Source organism: Hymenobacter monticola (genome assembly GCF_022811645.1).
Lineage (GTDB): Bacteria > Bacteroidota > Bacteroidia > Cytophagales > Hymenobacteraceae > Hymenobacter > Hymenobacter monticola.
Genome location: NZ_CP094534.1, coordinates 139,921 through 157,747, shown reverse-complemented (window position 1 = coordinate 157,747; position 17,827 = coordinate 139,921). Strand labels below are relative to the sequence as shown.

14 protein-coding genes are annotated in these 17,827 nt (G+C 62.4%); 11 read left to right on the top strand and 3 right to left on the bottom strand.

The annotated features are described in order from the left end of the window. Positions 1-3: 3 nt before the first annotated feature. Complete coding sequence (locus MTP16_RS00735; protein WP_243515017.1) at positions 4-492, bottom strand: hypothetical protein; 489 nt, start codon at positions 490-492, stop codon at positions 4-6. 118 nt (positions 493-610) lie between these two features. Between MTP16_RS00735 and MTP16_RS00730 the strand changes: the two genes are divergently transcribed. Next, the gene (locus MTP16_RS00730; protein WP_243515013.1) at positions 611-1,594 is read left to right on the top strand and encodes a radical SAM protein; all 984 of its coding nucleotides are present in this window, start codon (positions 611-613) and stop codon (positions 1,592-1,594) included. A gap of 74 nt (positions 1,595-1,668) precedes the next feature. Here the strand turns inward: MTP16_RS00730 and MTP16_RS00725 are convergent, their stop codons facing one another. Further along, complete coding sequence (locus tag MTP16_RS00725; RefSeq protein ID WP_243515010.1) at positions 1,669-2,160, bottom strand: hypothetical protein; 492 nt, start codon at positions 2,158-2,160, stop codon at positions 1,669-1,671. A 70-nt stretch (positions 2,161-2,230) separates the two neighbouring features. Between MTP16_RS00725 and MTP16_RS00720 the strand changes: the two genes are divergently transcribed. Together MTP16_RS00720 and MTP16_RS25835 are read left to right on the top strand one after the other, a co-directional pair. Beyond that, a complete protein-coding gene (locus MTP16_RS00720) occupies positions 2,231-2,761 on the top strand; it encodes a gamma carbonic anhydrase family protein (RefSeq protein WP_243515007.1) in 531 nt (176 codons plus the stop codon). Positions 2,762-2,934: 173 nt separating this feature from the next. Continuing rightward, positions 2,935-3,606: a TM2 domain-containing protein gene (locus MTP16_RS25835; RefSeq protein ID WP_262922653.1), complete on the top strand. Its 672-nt coding sequence runs from the start codon at positions 2,935-2,937 to the stop codon at positions 3,604-3,606. Between the two features lie 8 nt (positions 3,607-3,614). Here MTP16_RS25835 and MTP16_RS00710 read toward each other — a convergent pair whose 3' ends face one another. Then, positions 3,615-4,949 carry a hemolysin family protein gene (locus MTP16_RS00710; RefSeq protein WP_243515004.1) on the bottom strand — a complete coding sequence of 445 codons (1,335 nt, stop codon included), beginning with the start codon at positions 4,947-4,949 and terminating at the stop codon, positions 3,615-3,617. Between the two features lie 262 nt (positions 4,950-5,211). On the opposite strand from MTP16_RS00710, the gene MTP16_RS00705 reads away from it, so the two are divergent. The 8 genes from MTP16_RS00705 (at position 5,212) to MTP16_RS00670 (ending at position 17,817) form a co-directional block, all read left to right on the top strand. Beyond that, on the top strand, positions 5,212-7,461 hold the full coding sequence (locus tag MTP16_RS00705; protein ID WP_243515003.1) for a protein-disulfide reductase DsbD family protein: 2,250 nt from the start codon (positions 5,212-5,214) through the stop codon (positions 7,459-7,461). 463 nt (positions 7,462-7,924) lie between these two features. Beyond that, positions 7,925-8,389, top strand: coding sequence for an Lrp/AsnC ligand binding domain-containing protein (locus MTP16_RS00700; RefSeq protein WP_243515002.1), 465 nt, complete (start codon positions 7,925-7,927; stop codon positions 8,387-8,389). Positions 8,390-8,522: 133 nt separating this feature from the next. Beyond that, positions 8,523-9,536 (top strand): glycosyltransferase family 9 protein, encoded by a 1,014-nt coding sequence (locus MTP16_RS00695; RefSeq protein ID WP_243515000.1) that lies wholly within the window; start codon positions 8,523-8,525, stop codon positions 9,534-9,536. Between the two features lie 132 nt (positions 9,537-9,668). Then, positions 9,669-10,907: a M16 family metallopeptidase gene (locus MTP16_RS00690; protein ID WP_243514999.1), complete on the top strand. Its 1,239-nt coding sequence runs from the start codon at positions 9,669-9,671 to the stop codon at positions 10,905-10,907. Next, positions 10,904-11,353 carry a YDG/SRA domain-containing protein gene (locus tag MTP16_RS00685; protein ID WP_243514998.1) on the top strand — a complete coding sequence of 150 codons (450 nt, stop codon included), beginning with the start codon at positions 10,904-10,906 and terminating at the stop codon, positions 11,351-11,353. Before MTP16_RS00690 ends, MTP16_RS00685 begins: the two co-directional genes overlap by 4 nt. A gap of 112 nt (positions 11,354-11,465) precedes the next feature. Then, the gene (locus MTP16_RS00680) at positions 11,466-12,110 is read left to right on the top strand and encodes an O-methyltransferase (RefSeq protein WP_243514997.1); all 645 of its coding nucleotides are present in this window, start codon (positions 11,466-11,468) and stop codon (positions 12,108-12,110) included. Between the two features lie 83 nt (positions 12,111-12,193). Next, positions 12,194-15,127, top strand: coding sequence for a TonB-dependent receptor (locus MTP16_RS00675; protein ID WP_243514996.1), 2,934 nt, complete (start codon positions 12,194-12,196; stop codon positions 15,125-15,127). Between the two features lie 251 nt (positions 15,128-15,378). Then, positions 15,379-17,817, top strand: coding sequence for a LysM peptidoglycan-binding domain-containing protein (locus MTP16_RS00670; RefSeq protein WP_243514995.1), 2,439 nt, complete (start codon positions 15,379-15,381; stop codon positions 17,815-17,817). Positions 17,818-17,827: the final 10 nt, after the last annotated feature.

Here is a 17,827-nt window from a genome sequence, read left to right as displayed (position 1 = left end):
GTGCTAACGCAGCGCCCGAATATTTGCCTGCAGGCTGTCGGTGAGTGCGTGGAGGTAGGTGGGAATGTGTCTTTTTTGGGTGTCAATCAGCCAGAAGCGGCTCGTTCCGGCGTGCTGTACTTCCACATAGTAGCCGCCCCAATCACCCGCATCGGGCTGCCCGATGACGTGGGCGGGCTCGTTCAACAGCTGCGCCGGTACCTGCTGCAGTAAGCCCTGAACCCGCTGGAAACTGGCTGCACTCCGGGGCACGTATTGGCCTTGGTAAGGGGCAGAGGAGGAGGGGTATTGGTCCGCGACATCTTCTTCCAGGGTTTGGCGCGTTGGGTTGAGGCGGAAAATCTGGATGCAGTTTGAGCCGCGGCATTCTCCGTAAAAGCTGCCAAAAATCAGCACATTACCGTCTTCAGGCGCGGTGTTTTCCTTGTGGCAGGCCGTGAGCGCAGATAGGCTGAGCAGGGCCGTGGCCAGGGGAGTAAGATATCTGAACATACGCGTGGGGGTGTGAATTATGTAGCGATACGACCCTGACCGGCCGACCCCGCACAAAGTTGCACGGCTCCGCCAAACGAGCCAGCGCGGCCCGGCGCGCCGTACCTTTAGCCCCCTTATGCGCCTTGTCAAGCACCCCGTCCTCTGCAATTACTACGTCACGTACCGCTGCAATGCGAAGTGCGCGTTTTGCGACATCTGGGAGAAGCCCTCGCCCTACATCACGCTCGAAGACGTGACGCAGAACCTGCGCGACCTCAAGCGGCTGGGCGTGTCGGTGATTGACTTCACGGGCGGCGAGCCGCTGCTGCACCGGCAGCTACCCGAGTTTCTGGGGCTGGCGCGGGAGATGGGCTTCATCACCACCGTGACGACCAACGGCCTGCTCTACCCCAAAAACGCAGAAAAGCTGCGCGGCAAGGTCGACATGCTGCACTTCTCGCTCGACAGCATTGACCGGGAGACGCACGACCGTGGCCGGGGCGTGGCGTGCTACGATTTCGTGCTCGAAAGCATTCGCGTGGCCAAAGAGCTGGGCGAGCGGCCAGATATTCTCTTCACTGTCTTTCGCAAAAATCTGAAGGATTTGGAAGCCGTTTACCGGGAAATCACTCAGCCCAACGGCCTCGTGCTCATCCTTAACCCCGCCTTTGAGTACGGCGACGTGGAAACCGGCGAGCAGCTCACCCCCGAGGAGCTGGACTACCTCTCGGCCTTTGGCAAACGCAAGGGCGTGTACCTGAACGAGGCCTTCATCCAGCTGCGGCGCGACGGGGGCAACCACGTGGCCGCGCCGGTGTGCCGGGCCGCCAGCACCACGCTGGTCATCTCGCCCAGCAACGAGCTGGTGCTGCCCTGCTACCACCTGGGCGAGCAGAAATTTCCCATCAACGGCCAGCTGTTCGACCTCTACAATGCCCCCGAAACCCAGCGCCTGGCCGCGCTGGAGGGCCGCCTGCCCGCCTGTGAGGGCTGTACCATCAACTGCTACATGCAGCCGAGCTTCGCGGTTGAAACCAGTAAGTACTTCTGGCAGGCGCTGCCCAGCACGTTGAAGTATAACTGGGAAAAAGGCACCTGGAAGCGGCTCATTGGCGTGTAGGGTTGGGGCCTGCCCCCGCCTGCCGTTGAACGAATCCATTGCTGTGGTGCAGGCGTCCGGGCAGGGGCACCCCCCTACACTGTGCCGACGGTGCTCGGGCCTGATACGTTTAACCGGTTTAGTGCCTGGGTGATTTCGGCGGGGCGCTGGGTGCCCAACAGCAAGCGGCTGCCGTCGCGTAGCTCCAGCTGCAGGCCCTGGTCGCCCGAGATGTTCAGGGCGCGGTTGGTGGAAGTGCCTTTCAGGCCCCAGCCGCCGTATTCGCCCAGCGGGTCGTAGCTGCGCACGTAAGCTTGCGCAATTTCAGTCCAGGGCCGGGAGCGCCAGGCCCATTGCAGCGGAAACAAGCGGTAGTGCACCCCGGCGGCATCCAGCCGCGTTTCGAGGCGTAGCGTGAGCAGCAGGCCGATGCTAAGCACTACTACCACGCTCGCAACCGCCGCCGACCACTCGGCCTGGTTTGGCTTGGCCGGTACCAGCCACCACAGCGTTGCTACCACAATGGCCGGCGCCAGCAGCAGCGGCCACCACCGGCGGATGAATACCTGACGTTCAAGAAAAAGCATGGGGCAGGAAAAAAGGAGGTTGAACCACAAACGGCCGCATATTTACGACCAAACCAACTCCTATATCGCCATGCCCGCTCTCATATTACCTGTTCACGGCATTTTTCCGCAAATTCCTGCCGACTGCTTCGTGGCCGACAACGCCACCATTGTGGGCGACGTGGTGCTGGGCTCGAAATGCACCGTCTGGTTCACGGCCGTTGTTCGTGGCGACGTGCACAGCATCCGCATTGGCGACGAAACCAACATTCAGGACGGCGCCGTGCTGCACTGCACCTACCAAAAAGCGCCGCTCAGCATCGGCAGCCGCGTCAGCATCGGGCACCGGGCGCTGGTGCACGGCTGCACCGTCGAGGACGATGTGCTCATCGGCATGGGCGCCATCGTGATGGACCACGCCGTGGTGGGCACGGGCTGCATCATCGCGGCCGGCGCCGTGGTGCTGGAAAATTTCGTGTGCGAGCCCGGATTCCTCTACGCTGGCGTGCCGGCCCGCAAAATCAAGCCTGTGACGGAAGCTCAGCGCGAGGGGTTGAAGCGCACGGCCGCTAATTACCAGACTTATGCCAGTTGGTTTGGGACCGCCGATAAAGCCATGTAAAGTCCTTGAATTATAAGTGGATTTCTGGTAGTTGTCTTTGCTCAATAAGTATTTGCGGTCGGTGCGCTACTGATAGCTCATCGAAACAAAAGTCCTTTAAAATGAAATATTGATTTGGACGAGTAGCGGAACGTGAAGTCATTCGCTTTCCCTCACCGCTACACATCTTTCGCATGCGTCAACGCCCTCGTATTTCATGCCTAGCCGGGCTGGTCGCGCTGGTCGCTGTGCTGCTCCCGGGATGCCAACGGACTGCGTATTCTTTTCGGCCTTCCTCCACACGTTCAGAGCTTATCGCAGGCGTTGCCGATTCTGTTGGACCCGCAAAGCCCCTAGCGGAGGCGCCCGAAGCGGAGGCAACTGCCGTTTTGCCGGACAGCAGGCCCGTCACGCGTTTGCGGCATCGTATTGGGCGACATCGTTGGGTGCGCCCGGCAGCATTGCCCGCGGCAGCAGCTACACCGTTACGGGCCAATCAGTCGCACTCGGCCAGGTTGTTGCCAGGAGCGGAACGGCCCAGCCGGCAGCCGTTGCCGGCCGGCCAACGGCCTTACCACAAAGGAATAGCGTTTGCCTTGGCAGTGGTATTGGGCTTCTTTGGCGCGCACCATTTCTACCTGGGGCATAACCGCGATGGATTTCGATACCTGCTGTACACCCTGGCTGGCCTGCTCTTGATGGCAGTTGCCGTGCCCATAGCGAAATCCAGCGCCTTCAGCTCAGGGTTTGGCGGCGTGGTGGTCGCCCTGTTTCTCTTGGCAGGCGGGCTCGGAGTTATCGCCGCCATCTACGCGCAAGCGCTGCTCGATGCCATCCGAATTCTGACCGGTTCCCTCGCGCCCTGACCGATGCCTTACAGCTCGTCGTTGAGCTCGCCGCGCGGGGCTTCGCGCTCGGCGGGGGTGGTCACGCGCAGCTGCACCAGCTCCACAGCGCGGCGCGAGCGTTGGAGCACCCGGAATTCGTAGGGGTCGAGCACGGCCACATCGCCCACCTCGGGGATGCTGCCGTAGATGACGTTGAGCAGGCCGCCCACGGTTTCGTAGTCTTCACCTTCGGGCAGGGGGAAGGGTAGGTACTCGTTGGCGTCGGAAATGGGCGTGGCGGGGTTCACGCGGTACTCGTCCTCGGCCACTTTCTCCACCACGGGCACCTCGTTGTCGTACTCGTCCTGGATTTCGCCCACCAGCTCTTCCATGATGTCCTCGATGGTGACGATGCCCGACACGCCGCCGAATTCGTCGCTCACAATGGCCATCACTATGTGCTTGCGCTGGAACTGGCGCAGCAGGCGGTTGATTTTCTTGGTTTCGGGCACGAAGTAGGGCGGGCGCATGATGCGGGCCAGCTCCACGGGCTCGCCGCGGCGGATGATGGGCAGCAGGTCCTTCACGTTGAGCACGCCCACGATGTTGTCGATGTTGCCCTCGTACACCGGCATGCGCGAAAAGCCTTCGCTGAACACCGTGTCGAGGATGGTTTCGGCGGGCGCGTTCACGTCGAGGGCCGAGAGCTTGGTGCGGGGCACCATAATCTGCTTCACCATGCGGTCGTTGAACTCGAACACATTCTCAATCAGCTCGTGCTCCGAATCCTGAATCTCGCCGCTCTCCTTGCCTTGGTCAATGAGCATGCGCAACTCCTCGGCCGTGTGCACTTCGCCGCCGTGCGTGGCTTTCACCCCAAACATGCCAAGTAAGCCGTTGGACAACACATTCAGCAGCCAGATGGCGGGGAAGGTGACGACGTAGAAAATGCGCAGCGGTGCCGCGATGGCCAGCGTTACGGCCTCGGGTTTCTGAATGGCCAGCACCTTGGGCGCCTGCTCGCCAATAACGATGTGCAGCACCGTGATGGTGGCAAACGACACCACCAAGGCGATGCTGTGTACGCTCTCGGGCGAAATCACCAGCCCAAACTTGTGGATGACGGCCAAGATGACCTCGGCCACCACGCTTTCGCCAATCCAGCCCAGGCCCAGTGAGGCCAGCGTGATGCCGAGTTGGGTGGCCGAGAGGTAGGCCTCCAGGTTGTGCAGCATGGTTTGGGTAAGCCGCGCCAAGCGGTTGCCCTCCTGGGCCCGCAGCTCAATCTGCGACATCCGAACCTTGACCAGCGCGAATTCGGCGGCCACAAAAAAACCGTTTACCAGAACCAGTAACGCGGTGAAAAGTATTTTTAAACCCATGTTGGCGGCCCCCGCGACGCGGTCGGTCTGAGGGCCTTTATCCCTCAAAAGTACGGAGTTTGGCGCAGGTAGTTGGCCCGATGAACTTTTAAGCCGTCCATTTGTCATCTGCCCAACCTTATTTTGTGAGGCCGGAGACAAGCTAGCGGTTGTGCTTTTTCGCTACCCGCTGTCTCCTTCACAGGCTTCTGCTGCAACGACAGCCGGCCTTTCTTGGTTATTACCCCAATTTGCCCCCGCCTTCCGGGGGCTATGCCAGCGAATGAATACCTCCGGGATACTAAAATTCTTATTGCTCTGGGTGGGGCTGGCCACGTCGGCCGCTGCCCAGATTCTCACGCCCACCCACCTAAGCACGGCCCTGAGCCAGCCCACCGCCAAAGTGGGCGACGAGGTGGAGCTCATCATCAACGCCCGCATCGACGACAAGTGGCACCTCTACGCCTCCGACTTCAGCGACGAAGTGGGGCCCGTGGTGTTCACCATGGCCTTTAAGCCCAGCCCGGCCTACGCGCTGGTGGGCAAGCTGCAATCCATCAAGTCGCACCACGAGCAGGATGAGGTGTTCAAAGGCGAAGTGGCCTTCTGGGAAAAAACCGGGCAGCTGCGCCAGCGCATCAAGCTGCTGCAGCCCGGCGCCATCACCATCACCGGCACCGCCGACTACCAGTCCTGCACCACCGTGGACGGCCGCTGCGTGCCCGGCAACGACCCCCTCAGCTTCGGCCCCCTCACCGTGACGGGCGCTGCGGCCGGAGCGGCCCCGGTTAAGAGCACCGGTGCCGTGCCGCCCGCAACCGACCCGACCAAGGGCATGGCCGCTGCGCCAACTACTGCCCCTGCATCGGCGGCTACTCCTGCTACGGCAGCTGTTCCGACATCAATTGATACCCCGGCCGTAGCCCAAGCCCCAGCGGCTGCGTCCGCGACTGAGCAGCCCGTGGCCACCGCTGCCCCGGCCGAAACCGTAGCCCCCGATGCTGCCGCGCCCGCAGCCGTAGCGGCTACGGCCAGCCCGGCCGACCAGGCGGGCGGCGCTGGTCTGGGGCTGTGGCAGTACCTGCTGCTGGCTTTTGGCGCCGGCCTGCTGGCCGTGATTATGCCTTGCGTGTACCCCATGCTGCCCATGACGGTGTCGTACTTCACCAACATGGGCGGCACCCGCGGGCGCAGCATCCTGATGGCCTGCGTCTACGGGCTGTCCATTATTGCCATTTACACCTCCGTAGGAGTGCTGCTCAGCCTGCTTTTTGGGGCTGATGCGGCCAATGTTATCAGCTCGCATTGGCTGCCCAACCTGCTTTCTTTTGTGATTTTCATTTTGTTCGGCTTGTCGTTTCTAGGCTTGTTTGAGATTCAGGCCCCGACCAGCTTAGTGAATAAAGTGGACGCTCAGGCCGATAAGGGCGGCTGGACCGGGCTGTTCTTCATGGCGGCTACCCTGGTGCTGGTGTCGTTTTCGTGCACCGTGCCCATTGTGGGCGCCGTGGCCATTGCGGCTTCCAAGGGCGAGCTGCTGCGGCCCACGCTGGGCATGCTGGCATTTTCGCTGGCCTTTGCCCTGCCGTTCATCGTCTTCGCCCTGTTTCCCACCTGGCTCAAATCCCTGCCCCGCTCGGGCGGCTGGCTGAATGTGCTGAAGGTAGTGCTGGGCTTCGTGGAGCTGGGCATGGCGTTCAAGTTCCTGAGCTCGGCCGACTTGTCGTACCACTGGGGCCTGGTGCCGCGCCCGCTGTTCCTCACCATCTGGATAGTGCTGGCCGCCGTGCTGGGCTTTTACCTGCTGGGCAAAATCAAGCTGCCGCACGACAGCGAAACGGTGCACGTGAGTGTGCCGCGCCTCGTCTTATCGATGATTGCCTTCATGTTTGCCGTGTACCTGGTGCCGGGCCTGTTTGGCGCGCCGCTGCCCACGCTCTCGGCCATCGTGCCACCGGCCACGCGCCACGATTTCAACCTGGCTACGGCCGGTGCACCCGCTACGCCCGCCGTGGCCACCAGCAGCAACTGCGCCCCGGCTCGTTACTCCGATGTGCTGGAATTGCCCCTGGGCCTGAATGGCTATTTCACCTTGCAGGAAGCCATTAAATGCGCCAAGGAGCAGGGCAAGCCCATTTTTGTCGATTTCACGGGCCACAACTGCGGCAACTGCCGCCGCATGGAAGCCGATGTGTGGTCGCACGAAGAAGTGCTGCGCCAGCTGCGCGAGAAGTACGTGGTGGTGGCCCTCTACGCCGACGACAAAACCACGCTGCCGGCTTCCGAATGGTACACCTCACCGCGCGACAACCGCCAGAAAACCAGCATCGGCGAGCAAAACCTGGACTTCCAAATCAGCAAGTTCAACGCCAACGCCCAGCCTTACTACGTGCTGCTCAACCCCGACGACGCCACCAACAAGCCGTTGCTGACCCCCATCGCCTACGAGCCCGATGTAGCCAAGTTCAGCGCCTATTTGGAAGCCGGCCTGAAGCAATACCAGAGCCAGCGCAGCCCCGTGGCGGCCCGCTAGGCGTGGAATATGGGAAAACCAGGCGTCATGCAGCGCGCAGCGCTGCATGACGCCTGTATAGGTAGGAATGCCTGCTTTGGTAAGCATCGCCCCGGTTCCGCAATCGTTTTAATACACGAAGAGGCGACCCCCACCCAGAGGTCGCCTCTTATTGTGTGAGGCGCGCACCCACCCAGATGCGCTGCCTCGTTTTCCCCTCTTCTCCTCCGTATCCAACCACGGCTGTTGCGAAAATAACCGACCCTCTAAGAGGGGGGAAGCTTGCAATTAGGCCGGATATCCTCCGTTTCTTTGCGTGCTCTTCTTTTGCAACGTTAGCGCCGTGGCCTTCTGCCTTGGATTGTGACAAATGTAAGAGGCGAACTAAGGTGATGCAAATATTTTTGTTGTTTCCGCAAAAATTTACAATAAAAATAATATTGTCGCCTTAATTTTGTAAAGCACTTCAAACACTCCTGCAAAAATGGCTAGAAATTACGAACTTGATGACACCGACCGCAACATTCTGAACCTGCTGATTCAGGATGCTAAAATGCCGTACACTGAAATCGCCCGCAAAGTCAACGTTTCGGGCGGCACGGTGCACGTGCGCATGGCCCGGCTCGAAGAAATTGGCATTGTGCAGGGCGCTACCCTGCGCATCGATTACCAGAAGCTGGGCTACGGCGTGAGCGCCTTCCTGGGCATTTACCTGCTCAAAAGCTCGGTGTACACCAGCGTGGTGACGCAGCTGCGGGAGATTCCGGAAGTCGTAAGCATTCACTTCACCACCGGCGCCTACGGCGTGTTTGCCCGCCTTGTGTGCCGCGACACTCAGCACCTGCGCGACGTGCTCCACGACCGGATTCAACCCATCGACGGTATCGAGCGCACCGAAACGCTGATTTCGCTGGAGGAAGTAGTGAACCGACCCACGCAGCTCACCTAGAGCAAATTACGCACTTGAACGAGGCCTTGGCGGCGTATTACGGTACGCCCCCAAGGCCTCGTTTTGCATCCCACGCCCATGGCCCCCGCCAATACCGAATAGTTGGGCGCACGCCGAAGCGTAATTTTGGTTTGTGCTTACACCTTCTGCTTCGCCCGCCACGCTGCTCATCCAAACCGCTTTCATTGGCGACGTTATTCTGATGACGGCGCTGCTGGAATACCTGCACCACACCAAGCCCGGCACGCCCGTGGACGTGCTGGTGCGCCGCGGCAACGAGGGCCTGCTGGCCGGCCACCCCCACGTGCGCCAGGTGCTCATCTGGGACAAGAAGCACCACAAATACGCCGCCCTGTGGGACCTGCTGGGCCAGATTCGAGTGGCGCACTATGGCCGGGTGGTCACGCTGCAGCGCTTTGCCAGCACGGGTTTCCTCACTGCTTTCTCGAAAGCGAAAGAGCGCATCGGCTTTGCTAAAAACCCGCTCAGCCGGTTTTTCACGCGGCGTGTGCCGCACCACATCGGCGACGGTACCCACGAAGTAACGCGCAATCTGCGCTTGCTGACGGATGCCGTGCCCACGCCGCTGGTGCCGCCGCGGCTCTATCCTTCGGCGGCGGATGAAGCGGCGGTGGCGCCTTACGCCGCGGCCGGTCCCTACCTCTGCCTTGCACCCACTTCGGTGTGGTTTACCAAGCAGTACCCGGAAACCAAGTGGCTGGAGTTGCTGGCGGCCCTGCCCGCCGGTATGCACGTGTATCTGCTAGGCGGCCCGCCCGACGTGGCTGCCTGCGAGCGGCTGGCGGCGGCCAGCGGGCGCGAAAACGTGGTGAGCATTGCCGGCAAAATTGGCCTGCTGGCGTCGGCGGCCCTCATGCGTGGGGCCGTGATGAACTACGTGAACGACTCGGCGCCCATGCACCTGTGCTCGGCGGTAGGGGCGCCGGTCACGGCCATTTTCTGCAGCACGGTGCCGGCGTTTGGGTTTGGGCCGCTGAGCCCTACTTCGTTTGTAGTGGAAACCCGGGAGCCACTGGCCTGCAAGCCCTGCGGGTTGCACGGGCACGGTGCCTGCCCGTTGGGGCACTTTCGCTGCGCATATACTATTGAAACAGGGCAACTACTGGCCACGCTGCCGGTTATGTAATTGTCAAAAATCGCCTCTCGTCCCGAGCATAGCGAAGGACCTGATTACCGCTGAACAACTGCGGTTCGTCCGTAATCAGGTCCTTCGCTGCGCTCAGGACGACAGGCGAGGCGGCCGTACCTTTGTTTTCTTATGCTCGATTATCACATTCACAAATATCCCAACGGTATCCGCCTCTTGCACAAGCAGGTACCGCACACTAAAATAGCGCATTGCGGATTTCTGCTCGACATTGGCTCGCGCGATGAGGCCCCGCACCAGCAAGGGCTGGCCCACTTTTGGGAGCACATGGCCTTCAAGGGCACCGAGAAGCGCAAGAGCTTCCACATTCTTAACCGCCTCGAAACCGTGGGCGGTGAGCTGAACGCCTACACCACCAAGGAGAAAATCTGCTTCTACGCCGCGCTGCTGAGCACGCACTTCGAGCGGGCGTTTGAGTTGCTGACTGACCTCACGTTCAATTCCGTGTTTCCGGGCCGCGAGGTGGAGAAGGAGCGGGGCGTGATTCTGGAGGAAATGAGCATGTACCAGGATGCGCCCGAAGACGCCATTGTGGACGACTTCGATACGGTGATTTTTGGCGACCACCCGCTGGGCGTCAACATCCTGGGCACGCGCGAAAGCGTGAGCCGTTTCCAGACGTCTGATTTTTATGCCTTTCTGCAGGAGCAGATGCGCACCGACCGGCTGGTGTTCAGCTCGGTGAGCAACCTGCCGTTTGAATCGGTGAAGAAGCTGGCCGACAAGTTCTTGGCGCCGCTGCCGGCCAAGCGGGGGCCGCGCGTGCGCCGGCCGGTAGGGGATTACACGCGCAAAACGCAGGTCGAAAAGCGGCCCATCTCGCAGGCGCACTGCCTGGTGGGCGGCCCGGCCTACGCGCTGACCGACGCTCGCCGCATCCCGTTTTTCATGCTGAATAACATCCTGGGCGGGCCGGGCATGAACTCGCGCCTCAACCTGGCGGTGCGCGAGAAGTACGGCTTAGTGTACACCATCGACAGCACCTACTCGCCCTACACCGACACCGGCCTGTTCGGCATCTACTTCGGCACCGAAGGCAAGCAGTTGAACCGCACGCTGGGCCTGGTGCAGAAGGAGTTGAAGCTGCTGCGCGAAAAGTCGCTCACCACCAATCAGCTGCACATTGCCAAGCACCAGCTCATGGGCCAGCTGGCGATGAGCGAGGAAAGCAACAGCGGCCTGATGCAGCTGCTGGGCAAAAGCACCCTCGACCTGGGCCGCGTGGAGCCATTGAGCGAGATTTTTGAGAAAATCGAGCGCGTGTCGGCCGCTCAACTGCAGGACATGGCCAACGAGGTGCTGACCGAGGACCACCTGAGCGTGCTGCAGTACGTGCCGGAAGGGAAATGAGCCAGCCGGTATTCGGCCACGTGGGCAGCTACCGGCCCGGCGATACTTTCCGCAACCGCATCGACTTATCGTTGAGCGGGGTGCACCGGCCGCGCCGGACCGGCGTGTGCGGCACCCGGCAGCTTGGTGCCGAAAGCATCGTGCTGGCCGGGCAGTACGAGGAAGATAATTTTGAGGAAGAGGAAATCCTGTACTCGGGCAACGGAGGGCGCGACCCCAAAACCGGCCGCCAAATCATGGACCAGGTGGCCACCACCGGCATCCTGGCCCTGCTGCGCAGCATTGAAACCGGCCTGCCGGTGCGCGTGCTGCGCAAGGTGCCGGCCGAGGACGACGAGCTAGAAGTGTACCGCTACGAAGGACTGTACCGGGTGGTGGGTTCCACCTATGGGCCGGGGAAATCGGGCTTTCTCGTGTACGTTTTTCGGCTGCGGCATTTCATTTAATTTCTTCACCGCACAAGGCGCCTAAGCTTATGCTGATGTCGCAGAAGAACATCCTCTGCGTTCTTCTGCGCAAACTTCTGCGCCTTCTGCGGTAAAATCCGGCAGAACAATCATGACCGACCCGCTCGACCTCTACGCCGCCCTGCACACCGCGCCCGAGCCGCCATTGCTGGCCCAGCTTACCCGCGAAACCCACCTGCAAACCCTGATGCCGCGCATGAGCAGCGGCCACGTGCAGGGCCGCTTCCTGAGTATGCTCAGCCACCTGATGCAGCCGCGGCGCGTGCTCGAAATCGGCACGTTTTGCGGGTATGCCACGCTGTGTTTAAGCGAAGGGTTGGCGGCAGATGGACAACTGCATACCATCGAAATCGACCCGGAAAAGGAAAGCCGCATCCGGCGCTACGTGGCGGCGGCTGGGCTCACGGAGCGGGTGCAATTGCACATCGGCGCGGCGCTCGATGTTTTGCCGGGCCTGGTCGATGAAGTGTGGGACTTGGTCTTTATTGACGCCGACAAGCGAAACAACGACGCGTACTTTGAAGCCGTCATTGAACAGGTGCGGCCGGGCGGCTTGCTCATCGTCGACAACGTGCTGTGGAGCGGCAAGGTGCTGCCCGAACACACGCTGAAAACGGGCGATAAGGACACACCCCTGGTGCGTGCCTTCAACGACAAAGTAGCCCAGGACGCGCGCGTGGAGCCGGTGTTTCTGCCCCTGCGTGATGGGCTGCTACTGCTCCGCAAAAAGCAGTAGCCACACAATCGATTGTTTTTGGTTTCCCAACCTTAGCCGGGCTAATCCCGTCAAGACAAACTTCCAGCGCTTAATTCCTTCGCATGCGGCATTTTACCCTGCTTTTCTTTTTGTTGATTGGCGTGGGCGCGGCCCGGGCGCAGGCGCCTGCGCCCACCACGGTGAGCGGCCGCGTGACCGACGGCAAAGACCAGTCGCCGCTCATCGGGGCCAACGTGCTGCTCATTCACCTGCCCGACTCGGTGAAGCGCGGCACGGCCGTGGACACCGAAGGCAAGTTTCAGTTCGACAACGTGACGGCCGGGCGCTACGTGCTCGACGCTTCTTTTGTGGGGTACGCCAAGCTGAGCCAGTCCGTGACGGTGAGCGGGACGCCCGTGACGCTGGGCACGCTGGCGCTGCAAACCGGTGGCATTCAGCTGAAAGGCGTGGTGGTGACGGGCCAGGCGGCGCAGAGCGTGCAGAAGGGCGACACCACGCAGTACAACGCCCGCGCCTTCAAAACCAACCCCGACGCCAACACCGGCGACCTCATCGAAAAGATGCCCGGCGTGGCCCGCGGGGCCGACGGCAAGATTCAGGCCCAGGGCGAAAACGTGGCCCAGGTGCTGGTGGACGGCAAGCCCTTCTTCGGCACCGACCCCGACGCGGTGCTGAAAAACCTGCCCGCCGAAATGGTGGACAAAGTGGAGGTATTTGACCAGCGCAGCGAGCAGAGCCGCTTTTCGGGCTTCGACGATGGCAACACGACCAAGACCATCAACATCGTGACGAAGATTGAATTTCGCAACGGCACCTTTGGGCGCGTGGTGGGCGGCGCCGGGCCCGACCACTACCGGGCCAGCGGCAACATCAACAAGTTCAACGGCAACCAGCGCGTGGCGGTGCTGGCCCAGAGCAACAACGTGAACGAGCAGAACTTCGGCACCGAAGACCTGCTGGGGGTGGTGGGCAACTCCAATACCGGCGGCGGCGGCCGCGGGGGCGGAGGCAACCGCGGCGGGGGCGGCAACGGCGGCAACGCCGGCGACTTCCTGGTGAACCAGAGCGGCGGCATCACGACCACCAACGCGGCGGGCCTGAACTACTCGAACTCCTGGAATAAGAAGACGGACCTCTCGTCCAGTTACTTCTTCAACCACGCCAACAACGCCCTGGGCAGCACCACGCAGCGCTATTACGTGGACACGGCCAGCACGCGCTTCAACCAGGCCGCCAACGCCCGCAGCCAGAACACCAACCACCGCTTGAACCTGCGGCTGGAGCATAAAATTGACTCGGCCAACTCCATTCTGTTCCGGCCGCGGTTCAGCTCGCAAATGAACAACTCGAACAGCGTGCTCAATGGCGTCACCAGCCGCCGCGGCAGCGAGCAGAGCCGCATCAACAGCCAATACACCGGCGAAAACCAGGGAATGAACACCGGTGGTGACGTGCTGTTCCGCCACCGCTTTGCCAAGCCGGGCCGCACGGCCAGCCTCAGCGTTGGGGGCGCTTACAACCAGCGCACGTCCACCACCACGCTCCTGACCGAGGACACGGGCTCGGCCCGGAACAACCTCAACCAGCTGAGCAACCTCGACCAGCACGGCGGCAACATCAGCGCCAACCTGGCCCTGACGGAGGCCCTCTCGAAGCAATACATGCTGCAGGGCAACTACACCATCAACTACGCGCCCAACAACAGCGAGAAGTACACCTACGACCGGCTGAGCGGCGACACCCGCCAGCTAAACGAGGGGCTGAGCAACGTGTTCGACAACTACTACCTCACGCAGGCCGGCGGCGTCACGTTCCGGCACGTCACCCAGAAGCTGCAGGCGGGCGTGGGGCTATCGGGCCAATACGCCGAACTGTACAGTGACGCGCGCTACCCGCGGCCCAGCATCGGGCGCTACACCTTCGTGAACGTGCTGCCCAACGCCAACGTGAACTACCGCTTCACGCGCCAGAAAAACCTGCGCCTGTTCTACCGCACCAACACCAACCCGCCCAGCGTGGGCCAGCTGCAGGCCGTGGTGAACAACTCCAACCCGCTGCAGCTCACCATCGGCAACCCCACGTTGCGCCAGGAATTCCAGCACTCGGTGAACATCCGCTACTCGGTTTCGAACCCGGAGGTGTCGAGCAACTTCTTCGCGCTGCTCTCGGGCTCCTACACGCAGAACCCGATTTCGAACCGCACCATTGTGGCGGCCCGCGAAACCACCGTGACGCCCGAGGGCGCGCCGCCCGTCACCATTCCGGCCGGGGGCCAGCTCACCCAGCCCACCAACCTGAGCCAGCAGTACAACGTGCGCTCGCTGGCCAGCTACGGCCGCCCCATCAAGGCCCTCAAAACCAACGTGAACCTGAGCGCCAACGCCGGTTTCTCCCAAAACCCGGGCCTCGTGAACGGCGGCCTGAACTACGCCCGCGTGCCCTCGTTCGGAGCCGGCCTCACGCTGAGCTCCAACATCAGCCCCAATCTCGACTTCACGGCTTCGACGACGTCAAATAAGAACTACGTCATCAACACCCTGCAAACGCGGCTCAATACCAACTACTTCTCGCAGGTGACGCGGGCGCGGCTGAACTGGATTGTGGGTCCCGGCATCAACATTGCCACCGACCTCGTGCACCAGGCCTACGCCGGCCTCTCGGCCGGCTACAACCAGCAGTATGCGCTCTGGAACGCCAGCATCGGCAAGAAGCTGTTTCCGGGCCAGCGCGGCGAAATCAAAGTATACGCCTTCGACCTGTTGGGCCAGAACCGCAGCATCTCGCGCAATGTGACGGAGGCCTACTACGAAGACGTGCAAACCAACATCCTGCAGCGCTACTTCATGCTGATGTTCACCTACAACATCCGCAGCGGCAACGTGATAGCACCCACCTCCGAAGGCGGTGGTGGCCGCGAAGGCCGGGGCGAGGGCCGCGGCGGCTTCGGCCGGCCCGATGGCGGTGGCCAAGGTGGCGGAGGCAGCCAGGGCGGCCCGCCGCCCAGCGGTGGCGGCGGTGGCGGCGGGCCGCAGTAAGAACGTCAGGCGGCGCGCAGCGAAGCATCTCGCGTGCTCAACTAACTAACATAACCGCCTGTCATCCTGAGCGCAGCGAAGGACTTGCATCGGCTGAACTTCTGCAAGTCGTTCTGGCGGGCGAAGGTCCTTCGCTGCGCTCAGGATGACAGGCGGCGTTGGCCATGACGGGCTTTTTGCTCAAAATTCAGGTTCTTTGCAACTTCCGGGCGGGAGGGGGCCGCGGTGGCCGCCTCTCGCCCGTCTTGCTTATGCGAAATTCCGTTGCTCTTTTTCTTGGCCTGAGCCTCCTGTTGATACAAGCCGTTGTGGCCCAAACCACCGCGCCCCTGCGGCCCACCGTTCCTTCGGCTATGGATGTGGCCGGCCTGCACCTGGTGCTAAATGCCGAAGCCCAGCGCCTGGTGCAGCAAAAAGTGGATGGCCTGAGCCGCCACCAGCCCTCGTTCCAGGCCCGCGTCGATTTGGCTGATGCCTCGTTTCCCATCATTGACCGCGTGCTGCGCGAGGAAGGTGTGCCCCTCGACTTCCGCTACCTGGCCTTGCAGGAAAGCGCCCTGATTGGCGACGCCCGCAGCAACCACGACGCCGTGGGCTACTGGCAGCTCAAGCAGGAAACTGCCACCGGCCTGGGCCTCATTGTAAACGGTGCCGTGGACGAGCGCCAGCACCTCACGGCCAGCACCCGCGCCGCGGCCCGCTACCTCAGCCGCAACAATAAGCCGCTGCACAACTGGCTGAACGCCCTGCTGAGCTACTACACCGGTCCCGGCGGCGTGCAGCCCTACACGCTGCCTTCCGATTTCGACGCCACCGAAATGGCCGTCACGGAGGCTACTTCGCCTTACGTGCTGATGTTTCTGGCCCACAAGGTGGCCTTCGAGCCCGCCTGTGGCCTCAACCCCCGGCCTGCGCTGCTGCTGCAGGAATTCCCGGCCGTGGCCGGGCAGCCCCTGGCCGCGCAAGCCACCGCCCTGCACGTAGACCCCGCCGCCCTGGCCCTGCACAACCGCTGGCTGCTGGCCACTGCCGTGCCCACCGACCGGCCCTATACGCTCATCGTGCCTGTGGGCGACGTGACGCAGGCCGCCGGCATCCTGGCCAACCAGCGCCTGCAAAGCCGCGGCGAATTGCTGAACGCGCCCGCCGTGGCCGGCAATACGGCCGAGGTGCGCATCAACCGCCTGCGCGCCCTAATCGCCCTGCCTGGCGAAACCATGGTGGACCTGGCGCGCCGGGCCCACAAGCGTCTGGGCGAGTTCTTGCGCCACAACGAGATGACCGGCTTCGACAAGGTGGTGGCCGGCCGGCCCTACTACCTGCAAAGCAAGCGCGACGCGGCCGCCGTGGAATACCACGTGCTGCAGCCCGGCGAAAGCATTTTTGACGTGGCTCAGAAATACGGCGTGCGCCAGAAAGCCGTGTACAACAAAAACCGCATGGCCCGCAACGAGGAGCTGCGCCCCGGCCGCGTGCTCTGGCTGCAACACACCCGCCCGCGCGAAACCGCCATCGAGTACCGCAGCCTGACCGAAGCCGTGGCGCTGGAGCGTCCCACCGCAGCCCCAACTGCTGCCGAGCGGGAAACCGATGCTTTGGTGAGCACCGCCAACGAAGCCATCAACCTGCCCCGCCGCGCAGCCACCGAAGGCGGCCAGGTGAAGGTGAAAGTCAAAGTGAAAAGCGAGGACGGCAAAACCAAGTCCAAGCGCGTGATGACAGACGACGCCGACGGCTGGGGCGAAACCCTGGCCACGGCAGCGGCCACCGCGGCCACTGCGCCGGCTTCGGTTCCGGCTTCTGCTACGGCGCCGGTAACCGTCGCGCCTGCGCCTGCCCAGCCGGCGCCCGTGCGCCCGATGCCAGCCCCGGCCCGGCCCTCGGCGGCCAAAGCTACTTACCTGCCGCCGCCCGCCGCTGCCCCGGCTTCCGCGCCCTTGGCCGACGAGCCCGGCGAAGTCGATTCGGCTGCCGTCGTGCCCGCGCCGGCGCGCCCGGCTGCGGTGTATAAGCCCGCGCCCATGCCACGGCCTGCTTCTTCCAAAGCGCCCGAGTCGGCACCCGCGAACCCGGCCGTGGTGGCAGCTAAGCCGGTAGCTTCTCCTGCGCCCACACTTGCCCCCGCCATTACGGGGGCGCCCAAGGCAGCGACAGTCACTCCCAAGTCCATTACCGCCGATGCTACGCACCGCGTCGAAGCAAAGGAAACAGTGTATTCCGTTAGCCGGCTCTATGGCATTCCGCCTGCTACGCTCATTGCTATCAACCACCTAGAAGCCCCGTATGGGCTGACCACGGGGCAGGTACTGACGTTAAAACCTTCGGAAGCCGCACCGGCCGCCGTTGCGCGAGTGGCCCCGGCCGCCCAAGTTGCAAAAGCTGCGCCCGCCACGAAAGCGGCTCAGTCGACTGCTTTGGCACCCGCTCAACTACCGGTGCCCACCAGCCAAAACAGTGGGAAAATCAACCCGTCTGCGCTTTACGCGCCTAAAAAAGGGGCCGCTACGCCGGCCGCGCCGACAACTGCGCCGGCCCCGGCTATGCTGCACACCGTCGTCAAAGGCGAAACCTTGTTTAGCATAGGTCGCCTCTACAATGTGAAAGCCGCTGACCTGCAAACCTGGAACAACAAGCCCGACGGCGCCGTGAAAATCGGGGAGGTGCTGCGCGTGTCGGCCCCGGCCAAGTAAGTAAAAACGC

What these genes read in the sequence shown, in the direction of transcription:
- MTP16_RS00735 (WP_243515017.1), bottom strand. Translation starts at nt 492, where the DNA reads ATGTTCAGATATCTTACTCCCCTGGCCACGGCCCTGCTCAGCCTATCT.
- MTP16_RS00730 (WP_243515013.1), top strand. Translation starts at nt 611, where the DNA reads ATGCGCCTTGTCAAGCACCCCGTCCTCTGCAATTACTACGTCACGTAC.
- MTP16_RS00725 (WP_243515010.1), bottom strand. Translation starts at nt 2,160, where the DNA reads ATGCTTTTTCTTGAACGTCAGGTATTCATCCGCCGGTGGTGGCCGCTG.
- MTP16_RS00720 (WP_243515007.1), top strand. Translation starts at nt 2,231, where the DNA reads ATGCCCGCTCTCATATTACCTGTTCACGGCATTTTTCCGCAAATTCCT.
- MTP16_RS25835 (WP_262922653.1), top strand. Translation starts at nt 2,935, where the DNA reads ATGCGTCAACGCCCTCGTATTTCATGCCTAGCCGGGCTGGTCGCGCTG.
- MTP16_RS00710 (WP_243515004.1), bottom strand. Translation starts at nt 4,949, where the DNA reads ATGGGTTTAAAAATACTTTTCACCGCGTTACTGGTTCTGGTAAACGGT.
- MTP16_RS00705 (WP_243515003.1), top strand. Translation starts at nt 5,212, where the DNA reads ATGAATACCTCCGGGATACTAAAATTCTTATTGCTCTGGGTGGGGCTG.
- MTP16_RS00700 (WP_243515002.1), top strand. Translation starts at nt 7,925, where the DNA reads ATGGCTAGAAATTACGAACTTGATGACACCGACCGCAACATTCTGAAC.
- MTP16_RS00690 (WP_243514999.1), top strand. Translation starts at nt 9,669, where the DNA reads ATGCTCGATTATCACATTCACAAATATCCCAACGGTATCCGCCTCTTG.
- MTP16_RS00685 (WP_243514998.1), top strand. Translation starts at nt 10,904, where the DNA reads ATGAGCCAGCCGGTATTCGGCCACGTGGGCAGCTACCGGCCCGGCGAT.
- MTP16_RS00680 (WP_243514997.1), top strand. Translation starts at nt 11,466, where the DNA reads ATGACCGACCCGCTCGACCTCTACGCCGCCCTGCACACCGCGCCCGAG.
- MTP16_RS00675 (WP_243514996.1), top strand. Translation starts at nt 12,194, where the DNA reads ATGCGGCATTTTACCCTGCTTTTCTTTTTGTTGATTGGCGTGGGCGCG.
- MTP16_RS00670 (WP_243514995.1), top strand. Translation starts at nt 15,379, where the DNA reads ATGCGAAATTCCGTTGCTCTTTTTCTTGGCCTGAGCCTCCTGTTGATA.